14 protein-coding genes and 2 pseudogenes are annotated in these 13,860 nt (G+C 69.5%); 10 read left to right on the top strand and 6 right to left on the bottom strand.

Going from position 1 to position 13,860, the window contains the following annotated elements:
* The 4 genes from J7E89_RS36780 to J7E89_RS42565 all read left to right on the top strand — a co-directional run.
* Positions 1–194, top strand: a 194-nt coding sequence (locus J7E89_RS36780) for a helix-turn-helix domain-containing protein (protein WP_214980408.1), incomplete at its 5' end; no start/stop codon positions are given.
* An 87-nt stretch (positions 195–281) separates the two neighbouring features.
* Positions 282–857: a redoxin domain-containing protein gene (locus J7E89_RS36775; protein WP_214980406.1), complete on the top strand. Its 576-nt coding sequence runs from the start codon at positions 282–284 to the stop codon at positions 855–857.
* A 5-nt stretch (positions 858–862) separates the two neighbouring features.
* A complete protein-coding gene (locus tag J7E89_RS36770; protein WP_214980404.1) occupies positions 863–1,723 on the top strand; it encodes a cytochrome c biogenesis CcdA family protein in 861 nt (286 codons plus the stop codon).
* Between the two features lie 524 nt (positions 1,724–2,247).
* Complete coding sequence (locus tag J7E89_RS42565; protein WP_374196977.1) at positions 2,248–2,787, top strand: methyltransferase domain-containing protein; 540 nt, start codon at positions 2,248–2,250, stop codon at positions 2,785–2,787.
* Here the strand turns inward: J7E89_RS42565 and J7E89_RS36760 are convergent.
* The 4 genes from J7E89_RS36760 to J7E89_RS41505 form a co-directional block, all read right to left on the bottom strand.
* Positions 2,705–3,208 (bottom strand): hypothetical protein, encoded by a 504-nt coding sequence (locus J7E89_RS36760; protein ID WP_214980410.1) that lies wholly within the window; start codon positions 3,206–3,208, stop codon positions 2,705–2,707. The two genes, J7E89_RS42565 and J7E89_RS36760, sit on opposite strands and share 83 nt — an antisense overlap.
* 270 nt (positions 3,209–3,478) lie before the next feature.
* Positions 3,479–5,245: an oleate hydratase gene (locus tag J7E89_RS36755; RefSeq protein ID WP_214980400.1), complete on the bottom strand. Its 1,767-nt coding sequence runs from the start codon at positions 5,243–5,245 to the stop codon at positions 3,479–3,481.
* A gap of 247 nt (positions 5,246–5,492) precedes the next feature.
* Entirely contained in the window at positions 5,493–5,792 is a 300-nt protein-coding gene (locus J7E89_RS41510; protein ID WP_251061583.1) for a CdaR family transcriptional regulator, read from the bottom strand.
* Positions 5,793–5,845: 53 nt separating this feature from the next.
* Positions 5,846–6,385, bottom strand: a complete 540-nt coding sequence (locus J7E89_RS41505; protein WP_251061582.1) for a hypothetical protein — start codon at positions 6,383–6,385, stop codon at positions 5,846–5,848.
* Between the two features lie 759 nt (positions 6,386–7,144).
* Between J7E89_RS41505 and J7E89_RS41500 the strand changes: the two are divergent.
* The 5 genes and pseudogenes from J7E89_RS41500 to J7E89_RS36730 form a co-directional block, all read left to right on the top strand.
* Positions 7,145–7,303: pseudogene (locus J7E89_RS41500) on the top strand (TetR family transcriptional regulator); the annotation flags it as partial.
* A 91-nt stretch (positions 7,304–7,394) separates the two neighbouring features.
* Positions 7,395–7,778, top strand: a complete 384-nt coding sequence (locus tag J7E89_RS36745; RefSeq protein WP_308315721.1) for a hypothetical protein — start codon at positions 7,395–7,397, stop codon at positions 7,776–7,778.
* Positions 7,762–9,396 (top strand): isovaleryl-CoA dehydrogenase, encoded by a 1,635-nt coding sequence (locus J7E89_RS36740; RefSeq protein ID WP_214980398.1) that lies wholly within the window; start codon positions 7,762–7,764, stop codon positions 9,394–9,396. Before J7E89_RS36745 ends, J7E89_RS36740 begins: the two co-directional genes overlap by 17 nt.
* A pseudogene (locus J7E89_RS36735) lies at positions 9,393–10,245 on the top strand (amidohydrolase family protein); the annotation flags it as partial. The gene J7E89_RS36740 and the pseudogene J7E89_RS36735, both read left to right, overlap by 4 nt.
* A 13-nt stretch (positions 10,246–10,258) precedes the next feature.
* A complete protein-coding gene (locus J7E89_RS36730) occupies positions 10,259–10,882 on the top strand; it encodes a PaaI family thioesterase (RefSeq protein ID WP_214980396.1) in 624 nt (207 codons plus the stop codon).
* Positions 10,883–10,914: 32 nt separating this feature from the next.
* Here J7E89_RS36730 and J7E89_RS36725 read toward each other — a convergent pair whose 3' ends face one another.
* Complete coding sequence (locus tag J7E89_RS36725; RefSeq protein WP_214980394.1) at positions 10,915–11,118, bottom strand: hypothetical protein; 204 nt, start codon at positions 11,116–11,118, stop codon at positions 10,915–10,917.
* 112 nt (positions 11,119–11,230) lie between these two features.
* Positions 11,231–12,046 carry a VOC family protein gene (locus J7E89_RS36720; RefSeq protein WP_214980392.1) on the bottom strand — a complete coding sequence of 272 codons (816 nt, stop codon included), beginning with the start codon at positions 12,044–12,046 and terminating at the stop codon, positions 11,231–11,233.
* A gap of 92 nt (positions 12,047–12,138) precedes the next feature.
* Here J7E89_RS36720 and J7E89_RS36715 point away from each other — a divergent pair, with 92 nt between their 5' ends.
* Positions 12,139–13,698, top strand: coding sequence for a recombinase family protein (locus J7E89_RS36715; RefSeq protein WP_214980389.1), 1,560 nt, complete (start codon positions 12,139–12,141; stop codon positions 13,696–13,698).
* The last annotated feature ends 162 nt before the right edge of the window (positions 13,699–13,860 follow it).

Below are 13,860 nucleotides of genomic sequence, written 5' to 3'. Positions count from 1 at the left end.
ACCCATTGCGTTGGGGGCGTGTCGTCATGGCCAGCACAGTGCACGTCTCGCCCAGGACCGCCGCCCTCGCCGGCACGTCCCGCGAGACCACCACCAAAGTCCTGCGCGACCTCGCCGGACACGGTCTGATCCGCCTCGCCCGGGGCCGTATCACCGTCCTCGACCCCGACCGGCTCAAGGACCAGGCCGGCTGACGTCACCGAACCGTAAGCATCCATCCGCCCCTTCCGCCTGGCCGGGCGATCTACATTCGGAGCCGATCCCGAACACAGGAGCCCTTCATGCGTGCCCGCCCGTTCCTCCCGGCCCTCCTCGCCGCCGCGACCCTCGCCCTGACCGGCTGCGGCTCGGAGAGCGGCACCCCCTCCGGCGGCGCCGCCGGCACGGGCGGCTCCCCGACGACCAGCGCCCCCGCGACCCCGGAAGCAGCTTCCGGTACCCCGGCGGCGGTGCCCGCGGCGCTGCGCTTCGCTGGCACGACCATCGACGGCAAGCCGTTCGACGGCGCGTCGCTGGCGGGCAAGCCCACCGTGCTGTGGTTCTGGGCGCCGTGGTGCCCCAAGTGCAAGGCCCAGGGGCCCGAAACGGCCAAGGTCGCGGCCGAGTTCCAGGGGAAGGCCAACGTGGTCGGTGTGGCGGGCCTCGACAAGCAGGCGGCGATGAAGGACTTCGTCGCCTCCGTGAACGTCGGCGCCTTCCCCCACCTGTCCGACGAAGCCGGCGACATCTGGAAGAAGTTCGAGATCACCCAGCAGAGCACCTACGTCGTCCTCGACAAGGACGGCAAGACCGTCTTCACCGGCAACCTGCCCGCCGGAAAGGGGCTGGCCGACAAGGTAGCCGCGCTGGTGGGCTGATCGCCATGTCCGACCTGCCTCTCGCCCTCGCCCTGACCGCGGGCATGCTCGCCGCCGTCAACCCGTGCGGCTTCGCCCTGCTGCCCGCCTACCTCTCCCTCCTCGTCCTGGGCGACGACACCCCCACCCGCACCGCAGCCGTCATGCGTGCCCTGGCCGCGACCGCGGCGATGACCTGTGGATTCGCGGGCGTGTTCGCCCTCTTCGGTCTCGCCGTCGCACCCGTCGCCGGCCAGGTGCAGCAGCATCTGCCCTGGTTCACCATCGCCTTCGGCCTCCTCCTCGCTGTGGCCGGCGGCTGGCTCCTGGCCGGCCGTGACCTGCCGACCCTGCTCCCCAAGCTCCGCCGCGCACCCACCGTGACCCGCTCCCTGCCGTCGATGGCCCTGTTCGGCGCCGCATACGCCATCGCCTCACTCGGCTGCACCATCGCCCCCTTTCTCGTCATCGTCGTCTCCGCCTTCCGCAGCGGATCCACCATCGAAGGCGTCACACTGTTCACGGCGTACGCGGCAGGGATGGGCCTGATCGTCGGCGCCGCCGCACTGTCCATCGCCCTGACCCGCACGGCCCGCGTCGCCCGCCTTCGCCGTTTCGGCTCCGTATCCTCCCGGATCGGCGGCGGACTGCTGCTCGCGGTCGGCTCGTACGTCGCGTACTACGGCGCGTACGAGATCCGAGCCCTGCGAGACCCGCTGACCACCGATCCGGTCATCGACGCGGCAGGGACACTGCAGAGCGCCATCGCCGGACTTCTCGACGGCATCGGTGTCCTCGCGATCTCGATGGTCTTCGCCGCATTGCTGCTCACCGCTTTGGCGCGCCGCCGACACCGGCACCGCCGAGGACTGGCGGAAAGAGGCTGACTCGCCCTGTGCCGCGACGGCTCGACACGCTCGGAGGGTCTTCCTTGACGTGGCGCCGGTTCACCAAAGACCGCGTCTGGGCGGCGGATCCGGACTCGAGCGTTTCCGCCAGGAGGCGGGGTCCGGCCGTTGTCGGTGGAAGGCGGCGAGTGTTCCGGCTTGCCCAGGTCTTCCATCACGGTGTCCAACGCCTTGCGCGAGGACTCCTGCGTGCACCGTGTCATGGGCCGTTCGGGTGGAAGCAGCCTCCTCGGCGAACCTCCGTCCTTTGCGGCGAAGCATGAAGGGCAGGCGCCTGCTTCCGCGTGCGGCTGCCCCGATCGCACGTAGGGAGCCCGTGTGAGCATCTCTGATTCTGGGCCGGTGGATACCGCTGGGGACTGGAACAGCGGCTCCTACGGGGAAGCGATCCATGGACGGCGAGGCGAACTCTCGCTGCGTGACGCGGACGGATGGTGCTTTCCGCTGGAGATGGGGCGGTGACGTGCGCGAGTCGATGCCGGTGATCAGGCGGTGCTCCGGCGGTGTACGGGACGGGGGCTGGACATGGCTGCGGGGCCGGGCGGCTGGTCGAAGAGCTGGCACGGCGGGGTCGTACCGTGCTCGGGATCGATGTGTGTCCGTCCGCCGTCATCGCCACCGTGTGCCGAGGCGGCAAGGCACTGTGCAGTTCGGTGTTCGAGCCGCTGCCCGACGAGGGCCGCTGGGGAACCGCACTGCTCATTGACGGGAACATCGGCATCGGCGGCGACCCGGGAAGGCTCCTGCGGCGGATCCGGGATCTGGTGCACAGCCGGGGGCTGGTCATCGTGGAGACCGCTCCCGGAGACGATGACGAGCGCCGGCACGTCAGGATCCACGCGGGGCGCCGGCCGGTGAGCGCCGGCTTCCCCTGGGCGTCCGTAGGAGCCCCGGCTCTGGACGGCACGCCCGGGCATCGGGCTGGACGGCGGTCGAGCGGTGGACCGACGGCGCGAGCCGTCACTTCGTGGCGCTGCGTGCTTTCCGCTGATGTCGTGCCGCGCGTCTCCGGGGCCCTGACGCGAGCCACATGCGTACGGTAAGAGCCGCTGCCGAGGCGGCGAACAGGGCCGCGGTGATCAGGAGCCAGCGCCCCAGGAAGACATCCGCGGGAAGGCCGGTGCCCGCGGTGTAGTGGCCGACCTGGCGGAGGATCAGCGGCCACCAGACCAGAAGCAGGAGGCCCGAGACGAAGGCGGGCACGCGAACGTAGTTGACGCTCGGTTTCCGGGGCCGGACCGGGGTGGCCGGCCTTCCGCCGAACAGGAACTGCGCGGCGCGGTCGGTCACCGAGTACAAGGGGAGGAGCACCAGGTCGTGGAGGAGGGCCGCCCCGACGAACCACAGTGCCACGCCGAGGGCGTCTCCCTTGAGCAGCTGTACACCCGCGTAGGCGGCGAGGGCGAAGGAGACCAGTACGAGGAGCAGGTAGCGGAAGAGGCCGATGCCCAGACGGACCCTCAGCTGGACTACGCCGGTGGGTGTGGGCTGGGGACGTGGCCAGACATGAAGGCGACCCGGACCGCGCACTCGTCCTCTTCCGTGAGGCGGAGGACCTGCTGTCCACGCAGTCGCTCACTGGTCAACTGCAGGCGGTCGTCGGTCAGATGGGTGCGCTGTTCGCCCGGGGAGAGATCTCTCCGGCTCTCGCGCTGGTCGAGCGGAAGGCGAACGCCTTCCGGCGGGCGGGTGAGAGACACCCTGCTCACGGCCTTCGCGTGAACCGGACACTCATTAGTCGGGGATCAGGTGGAATTCTCGTAGAAGTTCGCCGATTTGGGTGGAGCCCACCTTCTTGAGCAGGTGCTTGCGCAGGAGCGCTGGGCCGGGAAGGCCGAGTTGCTGTCCGTCGCGCAGGCGGTTCGTCGAGGCGAGCAATGTACGGATGTCGTAGGTCGAGTTGAACACCTCCGGCACGCCACGTTCGATGCCGAGAAGCTGGTAGACGGCTTCCATTGCGGTGCGCACCGAATATTCGGTGGTGAAGACGCAGTCGCGGGTCGGCGTCTCGGCGAACTGGCCGATGAAGGCGAAGTTGAGCGCCCCGGGCGGCACGACGTCGGGCCGGTCACCGGCCTGGCGGGGCATGAAGAACGCGGTGACATAAGGCATCATGACCGGCACGCACTTGGCCCCGCTCGCCGCGAGTTCCGGGATGTCAGCAACCGGAACACCCAGGTGGTACAGCCACTCCTGGGTGATTTCCTCGCCTGTGCAGTACTGCATCGGCTTGTTCACGTAGTCGCCGGGGACCTCTCCGAACAGCGAGTAGAGCCAGACCACGATCTGGTCGTCGGGCTGCTGTTTGAAGTGTGGCTGCCGGTTGACCGTCCAGCTCATCAGCCAGTTGGAGTCCTTCGCGGTGACGATGCCGCCGGTGACGACTTTGCCGCTGAACGGGTCACGCTTGCAGATCCGCTGGATGTGCGCGGGAATGCGGGCGTCGAGCGTGGTGACCGTCGCCGACTCCCACTTCGTCTGCGGGATGTGCGCGCCGAACACGTCGGGGCGGCCGAATGACGGGTCTTTGGCGGCGATACGCCGCCAGAGGTCCCACGCCGGGGCCGGCCCTTCGTCGAGCTTGGCCGGGGTGTGCTGGTCGCCGTTGTCGGAGTTTTCGGTGAGTGAGCCGATCGTCACCATCACCAGGTCGTCCGGGCCCAGGGCGACACCGCCTTCGACGCCTTCACGGACCCAGTGGATGCGGGTGGCCTGCTTGTGCTCCGCGGTCATGTGGAAGTCGATGTCGGTGACTGCGGTGTCGTACTGGAACGTGACGCCATGGTCGATCAGCCATGTACGCAACGGCAGGACCAGCGACTCGTACTGGTTGTACTTCGTGAACTTCAGCGTGGAGAAGTCGGCCAGCCCGCCGATGTGGTGGATGAAGCGATGCAGGTAGAGCTTCATCTCCAGCGCACTGTGCCATTCTTCGAAGGCGAACATGGTCCGCCAGAAGAGCCAGAAGTTGCTCTTGAGGAAATCTTCGCTGAAGACCTCGTTGATGCGCTTGTTCTCCATCTCCTCACGAGTAGCGAGAAAGATTCTGATCAAGTCCTTCTGCGCCTTGTCGCTCAATGTCAAGAGGCCGTCAATGCGGGCGTCCTGGCCCTGGTTCTCCGTGACGCGCTGCAACGAGTAGTTGGGGTCGTCCTTGTTGAGCCAGTAGAACTCGTCAAGCACGCTCGCGCCCTCCATTTCGATGGACGGGATCGACCGGAACAGATCCCACAAGCACTCGAAGTGGTCTTCCATCTCCCGGCCGCCGCGGATGACAAAGCCCCTCTTCGGCTCCTTGATGCCGTCCAGGGCGCCGCCGGCTAGCTTAAGCCGCTCCAGAATGGTGATCTTCTCACCGGGCATCTGCCCGTCGCGGATGAGGAACGCCGCCGCAGACATCCCAGACAGCCCCGCTCCCACGAACCACGCGGTCTTCTCCTCCACCCCAGCGGGCTTGCGCGGGCGCGCGAAAGCCTCGTAGTTACCGCTGCTGTAGAACATTACGGAACCCCTTCATCCGGATCGGCTGTCTGAGCGTAGTCCGGTACGGGTGATATTCCGGCGACATTCACTCGTGGCGGCTTTTCCCCGTCAGTCGGCAACTGGCGATCTTTCCCCGTGACAGGTATCGGCCAGAACCGCACGCATAGCTACTTTCGTAAACGAGGGGCAGCCCTTGCCCGAGCAAGATTGTTAACTGGCTGGGAGATCCTTCGGTCCCCGGATCGGATCGGCTTCAGCCGCACGTCTATGGGGAAGGGGGCGCCATCGGAGCCGTGAGGCGGTGCAGTTGGAGGGACAGTTGATCCTCCAGCGCCCGCCCGGGGCTGTTCCAGTCGGCGCCGAGCAGCTGGGCGATCCGGTCGAGTCGCTGGACGACGGTGTTCACGTGGATGTGGAGCGCGTCCTTGGCCTTCGAGAGGTTCCCGCCGGCCGCGTAGTAGGTTTCCAGGGCGCGGACCAGTTCGGTGCCGCGCTGTGCGTCGTATTCGATCAGGGATCCGATGGCCCGGGTCAGAAAGCCGTTCACATCGGTGCGGTCGCTCAAGAGGACCCCCAGGAACCCGAGTTCCGACAGCGACGATCCGTCGCCGGTGCGGCCTAGATTGCGGAGTGCCCGGAGGCACACCAGGGCATCGGCGTAGGTGCGGGGCAGCTGGGCGGGTCCAGCGGATCCGACCGTGACGGGGGCGCCGAGCGCCCTGCCGAGATCCTGGGCGAGTTCGCGCGGGACGAGCCCGGGGTGGCCGGCCGGAGCGATGAGATCACGTGGCCCTTGTAGAGGCCGGCCAGCCCGCCGGACGCCCGTGCCCGGCGGGCGGTCTCGTCCATCAGCCGCTGGCGCAGCGGCCCGTCGCAGTGGAGTACCAGGACTTCGTGCGGGTTCCCGAGCTGAATGCCGAGCTTGCGCGCCCGGAGGGTGAGGCTGCTGATGTTGCGAGGGTTGTCGGGCTGGTCCTCGGCGAGCAGGTCGTCGAGGAGTTCGCCGCGTACGCGGTCCTCGGCCTCGGGGACGGTGCGGCGCAGCAGCAGGAGGAGCGCGGTGACCAGGCTCGCTCGCTCGAAGAGCCTGCGGTCACTGTCGGGCAGGTCCGCGCGGCCGGTCAGGGCGATGCTGTCGAGCAGCTCGGGGCCGGCCATGGCCGCAGGCCAGGGCATGAAGGTCGAGGCAGCAGTTCCGCCTGCACGGCCTGGCCCGGGACCGTGAGCAGGACATGCACCCCCCACGGGACGCGCTGCCACGTGACCAAGTCGTAGCGCCCGTGTCAACACGAGTTTCGGGAGCTGCTACCTCGATCGGTTGGATCTCTGTGCGCAGCTGCGTCAAGTCCGTTCAGTGCCTGGCCTCAACGAGAGTTGGGGGGCCTCTTGACTTGGGTGATTCACCTCGTCAAACTACGGACGCGGCGAGGTAACAGTGATCGTAACTGCTGTTGACGGGGTGGGGGAACCCGTCCGCTCATCCGGATGTGCCCGGATGTTCGGATGGTCCCGGGGTCGGTGACCCGCGGTGTGCCTTGTGTGGGAGTGGTGCAGTCCAACTGTTGCCTCGCCGCCATTGCGGCGTCCGTCCCGGGTTCGGCCAGGGCGTGATGCGTTGGCCCGAGTGCGATACCGCGTTCGGCCCTGATCGGCTCCGGCGCGCCACCCCCCATGGCGGGCCGGTGGTGGTATGGGCGGCTCTGCCCTCGTGTGGCCCGACCCCTCGGGTGGGCGTGGCGGAGCCGTCCCCGGACGGCGCGGTGGAGGTGTCTGTGTCCGGCACCCCCAGGGAGCTGGGCCCGGCGCCGGTGTCAGGATGGCCGGCCGGCATTCCGTTCCCCGTGGACCAGGCAAGTGCGAACAGAGGCCCTGGGGAGTCGGGCGTGAAGAACAGCCCCGAGAGGCTGGCATGAAGCAATGAATCAGTGCTTCAATTTTTCCGTGCCCTACCGACGTCCTCCTGCTGTGCAGGCCCGGCTCGACGCCCGCCGCGACCAGATCCTGGAGGCCGCTGTCCGCCTGCTCTCCCGTACCGGTTACGCCGGTTGCTCGGTCGCGGCCATCGCCGCCGAGGCCGGCATCTCCACCGGCACCGTCTACCAGTCGTTCTCCGGCAAGTCCGAGCTGGCCGCCGCTCCGCACTCTGGCGGTCCGCGAGGTCGAGGCCGTGGCCACCGCCGCGGAGCGGCCCGGAACAGCCGCCGAGCGGGTGGCCGCGGCCGTCGAGGTCTTCGCCGCCCGGGCCCTTCAGTCGCCCCGCCGGGCCTTCGCCCTGCTCGCCGAGCCCGCGGACCTGGCGGTCGACACCGAGCGGCTCGTCTTCCGGCGGGCCTTCCGGGACGTCTACGCGGGCCTGATCGCCGAGGGCGTCGCGAGCGGCGAACTGCCCCCGCAACCGCCCGAACTCGCTGCTGCCGCCCTCGTCGGTGCCATCGCCGAGGCCCTCGTTGGACCCCTCGCCGACGGAGACGCCGCACCGGGGGACGTCATCCCCGCTCTGACCGCCTTCACCCTGCGCTCCCTTGGAGTAGACGTTGTCGCCGACGCATGAGGTCACCAACCAGGTCCCGCCGCACCACGGCTACGACGCGGCGGCCGACCCCGCCCTGACGGAGGCGCTCTCCCGGGAGGGCGCCAACTGGGCGGCCGCCGAACTGCACGAACTCGGCGTCCTCGCCGGCTCCGAACGGGCCGCCGAATGGGGCCGCCTGGTCAACGAGAACCCGCCTGCCCTGCACACCCACGACCGCTACGGCCACCGCGTCGACGAGCTGGAGTTCCACCCGTACTGGCACGAGCTGATGCGCATCGCCGTCGGCAGCGGACTGCACGCCGCCCCGTGGCAGGAGCCCCGGCCCGGCGCCCACCTCGCGCGGGCCGCGAAATTCTACGTGTGGGGCCAGGTCGAGGCGGGTCACACCTGCCCGGTCTCGATGACGTACGCCGCCGTGCCCGCCCTGCGCGCCACCCCCGAGCTCGCCGACCGCTTCGAGCCGCTGCTCGCCTCCCGCACGTACGACTTCGGACTGCGCACGCCCGAGACCAAGCGGGGCCTGATCGCCGGCATGTCGATGACCGAGAAGCAGGGCGGATCGGACGTACGCGCCAACACCACCACCGCCACGCCCGCCGCGGACGGCACGTACCGGCTCACCGGGCACAAATGGTTCACCTCGGCCCCGATGTCGGACGTCTTCCTCACCCTGGCCCAGGCCCCGGGCGGACTCTCCTGCTTCCTGCTGCCCCGGGTGCTCCCGGACGGCAGCCGCAACCGCATCCTGCTCCAGCGGCTCAAGGACAAGCTGGGCAACCGTTCCAACGCCTCCGCCGAGATCGAGTACGACGAGGCCTTCGGCTGGCTGGTCGGCGAGGAGGGCCGGGGCGTGGCGACCATCATCGAGATGGTCAACATGACCCGCCTCGACTGCGCGCTCGGCGCCGCGTCCGGGATGCGGCTGGGGCTCGTACGCGCCGTCCACCACGCCACCCACCGCCGGGCGTTCGGCAAGGCGCTCATCGACCAGCCCCTGATGCGCAACGTCCTGGCCGACCTCGCCCTGGAGTCGGAGGCCGCGACCGCCGTCGCACTGCGGCTCGCGGGCGCCACCGACCGGGCCGTGGCCGGGGACGAGGGCGAAGCCCTGTTCCGCCGCCTCGGGCTCGCCGTCACCAAGTACTGGGTGTGCAAGCGCGCCCCGATGCACGCGGCCGAAGCCCTCGAATGTCTCGGCGGCAACGGCTACATCGAGGAATCCGGCATGCCGCGCCTGTACCGCGAGGCCCCGCTCTCCTCCATCTGGGAGGGCTCCGGCAACGTAGCCGCGCTCGACGCCCTGCGGGCGATGGCCCGTGCGCCCGAGGCGGTCGAGGCGTTCTTCGGTGAGGTGGAGCGTGCGGCCGGCGCCGACCGGCACCTCGACCAGGCCGTAGCCGGACTCCGCAAGCAGCTCGCGGACCCGGCGGAGGCGGAGTACCGCGCCCGCCGGATCACCGAGACCATGGCGCTCGTCCTCCAGGCGTCCCTGCTCCAGCGGTACGCCCCGGGCGCGGTGGCCGACACCTTCTGCGCCTCCCGCCTCGGCGGCGACCACGGCGGGGCCTTCGGCACCCTGCCGCAAGGCGTCGACACCGCCGCCATCCTCGACCGGGCCCGGACGATCGCCGCATGACCCCGCCGGCGGAAGAGATACCTCAGGTGACCGCCTTCTGGCGGGAACTCGGCCTGCCCGGACTCATCGACGTCCACACCCACTTCATGCCCGAACCGGTGCTGACCAAGGTCTGGGAGTACTTCGACACCGCCGGACCGCTCACGGGGCGGCCCTGGCCCATCACCTACCGCATGGGCGAAGGCCAGAGGCTGGCACGCCTGCGCGCCTTCGGTGTCCGGGCGTTCACCGCGATGATCTACCCGCACCAGCCGGACATGGCGCTCTGGCTGAACTCCTGGTCCGCCCGCTTCGCCGCCCACACCCGACTGCCTGCACATCGCCACCTTCTACCCCGAACCGGACGCGCCGCAGTACGTACGCCAAGCGGTCGAGTCGAGCGCCAGGATCTTCAAGGCCCACCTCCACGTCGGCGACTACGACCCCAACGACCCGCTGCTCGACGACGTCTGGGGCCTCCTGCAAGAGGCCTGAATCCCGGTCCTCACCCACTGCGGACACAGTCCGGCCCCAGGAGCGCACACCGGCCCGGAGCCGGCCCGCAGACCGCTGGAGCGCTACCCCGGGCTGCGGCTGATCGTGGCCCACATGGGCCACCCGGACTGCGCGGCCTTCCTCCGCATCGCCGAGCGCCATCCGAGCGTCATGCTCGACACGACCATGGCCTTCACCGACCTGGCCGAGCGGGACGTGCCCTTCCCCCGCGACGAGCTGCCTCGGCTGCGTGGCCTCGGCGACCGCGTTCTGTTCGGCTCCGATTACCCCAACATCCCCTACCCCTACGCCCACGCCCTCGCTTCACTCACCCGGCTCGGCCTGGGCGACGACTGGCTGCGCGCGGTGTGCCATTGGAGAACGAAGAATGGCCGTGAACGAGGTGATTGCCTTCGCGCCCCAGTCCATCGGTTCGCACGCGAGCGCGGGCCGACCGGCAACGTCGGCGACGACGGCGCCGCCGGACGCGGTGCTGCCGGAGCGCGCCGCCGACGCCCCGCCACCCGGCACGCCGCTCGCCTCGCACTACGACCACTGCTTCGGCTGCGGTCCACGCCACCCTCAGGGTCTGCGGCTGTCCGCGGTAGCGGGGGAGGGCCTGGCCGTGAACGCCGAATTCACCGTGCAGCCCGGCCATCAGGGAGGCCCCGGGCTGGTGCACGGCGGAATCCTGGTGACGGCGATGGACGAGACCCTGGGCACGCTCAACTGGCATCTTTCCGAGGCCGCCGTGACGGGACGCCTGGAGACCGATCTCGTCCTCCCCGTGCTCGTGGGTTCCGTTCTTCACATCCGCGCCGAGATCACTGGCGTGCACCGCCGCAAGGTCTTCTGCGAGGCCGAGGCCCGCATCGGCGATGAGGACGGTCCCATAGCGGTCCGGGCGAAGGCAGTCTTCATCCAGGTCCGCCTGGAGCACTTCACCAAACACGGCCGTCCTGAGGACATCGATGCAGCGCTGACGGGGGACGGACTCTCCTTGGCCAGGTAGGGACCGGCGAGCCCCGAGCCGCGCCGGCCGGATCAGGCGCCGGACTTGAACTGGCGCCGCAGGTAGGCGTCAAATACGCCGGCGCCGAGCAGGCGGCGGGTGTGTACGAGGGCCTTGGCGGCCGGGGTGACGACGTAGCGGGTGCGGGGACGGTGGCTCGTCACCGCTCGGGCGATCACTTCCGCGACCGCCTCCGGCGACGCGGACAAGGCCCTGGAGCGGTACGAGTCGGTCATCTGGCGGTCCACGGCGGCGTTCAGCCCGGCGTACGGACCACTCGGCGCTGCGGACCCGGCAAGGGTATGGGCGGCCGTATCGCCGAACCCGGTCGGATCAGGCCGGGCTCGATCAGGCTGACCCTGATCCCGAAGGGAGCCGTCTCGAAGCGCAGGGCATCGGTGAGGGCTTCGACCGGGTGTCGTACGGGCCGCTCAGCACCCTGCCGCCAAGATGCTCCGCCGTCTCCGAGGTCGTGGTGACGTCGCTGGTGGCGAAGCACGGCATCCAGTGCGGCTGGCCGACGGGATCATGCGGGTCCAACTGGCCGAGGGAGCCCACAGCGTTGGACTGGTCGACGCCGTCGCCGGTGGTGGCGAACATGGTGTACGTGCCCATCGCGGTGGCCGGGTCGCCGAAGTGCCAGGGGAACGGATCGGCGTAGCGCAGGCCGAACACAGCCGCGTAGAACTGCTTGGCCTGCTCCACATCCGGTGTGAAGTTCTCACTCCACATCAGTGCGCCAAACTCCTCCCAGAGAGCCATGCCCGGACGGTCCCCGGACTGCCACAGTTCGAAGACCGCACCGCTCGCGTCCCGGGCGAGCGCGGTTCGCGCCTCCCAGCCATCGCCGGCGGGCTGCAGGACCGCCCCGCCTTCCGCTTCGATCCTGGACAGGCCCTGGTCGATGTCGCTGGTGGCCAGGTACGTCGTCCAGGACGGTGGCCCGGTCTGCGAGCCCGCTGCCTCGGCGAGCCCGGCAACCGGCTGCCCCTCCTTGGTGAGCACCGTACGACCGCCGCCGACATCGGAGGTTTCCCAACCGAACAGACCCCGGTAGAAGGCGGAGTGGACGGATCGCGGAGGGGAGCCGGCGGGTGACCGGCTCGCGGTCGAGGGGCTGAGTGCGCTCCAAGGCTGACAGAGAGGGTGGGAAGCGTTTGCCACGAGGCGAGTTTCAATGAGCAGCTTCTCGCGTTCTCGAAGTCCATCTGGGTGAGGCGAGTTGGAAGGTCACCGACGCGGGTTAGGTTTCCTCCATGGCTGCTTCTCCGATGCGCGCCGCGATCTACCTGCGCGTCTCGCTCGACCGCGAGATGGACGGACTCGCCGTCGACCGGCAGCGCGACGACTGCCTCAGGATCACCGCTGATCGCGGATGGATCGTGGTCGGGACGTACGTCGACCAGTCGAGGTCCGCGACGGACAAGACGAAGAGGCGGCCCGACTACGACCGGATGGTGGCCGATTACCTCGCGGGCTCGTTCGACGCGATCATCTGCTGGGACCTCGACCGCCTGACACGGCAGCCACGCCAGCTCGAGGAGTGGATCGACGCCGCTGAGGCGCGCGGGCTGCGGCTGGTCACGGCCAACGGGGAGGCGGATCTGACGGCCGACGGGGGGCGGATGTACGCCAGGGTCAAGGCCGCCGTGGCCCGCGGGGAGGTCGAGCGGAGCGCGGCGCGCCGGTCCGCGGCCGAGCTGCAGCGCGCTCGACGCGGTCGGGCCCCGAAGGGCACGCGCCTGTTCGGCTACTCGACCGGCGGCGTGATCGAGGAGGAGGCCGCGGCGGTGCGCGAGCTGTTCCGCCTGTGCGCGATCTGCGACGGCCCGTCGATGGCGTCGATGGCCGCGGCGCTCTCGGGCGAGTCGGGGGAGGGCGCGGTGACGTCACTTCCGCGATTGCCCAAGCGCAGCCGCGTGCTGGCGATCGAGCGGAATGAGAAGCGGTTGGCGGCAGGCCTGGAGCCCGCTGATGTTCCCGACGACGGTCCGTGGGCGCTGAGCACGGTCCTCGGCGTCCTGCGCAACCCCCGCTACGCCGGGTACTCCGTCTATGCCGGCTATGCCGGCGGTGCGGGCCGTGCCGGAGCGAGGACGTCCTCGTCGGACTGGATCGTGCGCGACGAGGACGGGAACCCCGTCTGGGGAGAATGGGAGCCGCTCGTCGACGAGGACACGTGGAACGCCGTGCAGGAACGCCTTGATCACCAGTCCCTCGCAGCCCGTCCGGAGCCCGCGATGCGATACCGGTACCTGGGATCGGGCATCTACCGCTGCGGCCACTGCGGCCAGCCGGTGAGCGCGAAGTCCGGCCGTTACAGGTGCGCGGGCACGCCGGGCGGCACCCGGGGCCACTTCACCCGATCCAGCAACCACATCGACGACTCCGTGCTGCGCGTCGTTCACCAGCTGCTCGTCCGTCCGGACTTGGAGGAGCTCCTCCTGAGCCCGGATGCCCCGCGCTCGGCGGAGATCCGAGGCGAGATCGCGCAGCGCCGCAGGAGAATGGAGCGCGCCGTGCGCGACCTCGAGCTCGGTGACGTCCACGGCGCAGACGTCGCGCGCATTCGTAGCCGCGAGGCATCAGGCATCGCCGAGCTGGAGGAAGAGCGCCGTCGCGTGCTCGGAACTGCCGGGCTGGGATCCTTGATCGACTGCCGTGATCCAAGAGCCGTCTTCGACGAGGCGGATGTGGGCTTCCAGCGCCGGGTCGTCGAATCGCTCGTCGAAGTGCGGGTCCTTCGGCAGCCTTCTGGCAGACGCGGAGTCGACCCGGCGACGGTTCGAGCCGTCCCGAGAGCGAAGCGGCTGTGATGCTCAGAGGGGCGCATGGGGCCTCGGGTCGGGGAATCTCCCGGATACCCGGGACGATGCCGCCAGATCTACAGTTCCGGTTCAACCTGTAATACGAAGCGGCTTCACCAGCGTAAATCTCGAGTCTGAGGCGTTCCGAGGGTGCGATCCGTGCCCCTACAC

Origin of the sequence: Streptomyces sp. ISL-100 (assembly GCF_018614615.1) — a bacterium.
GTDB lineage: Bacteria > Actinomycetota > Actinomycetes > Streptomycetales > Streptomycetaceae > Streptomyces.
The sequence above is the reverse complement of the archived record's forward strand: the minus strand, read 5'-3'. Positions and strand labels throughout refer to the sequence as shown.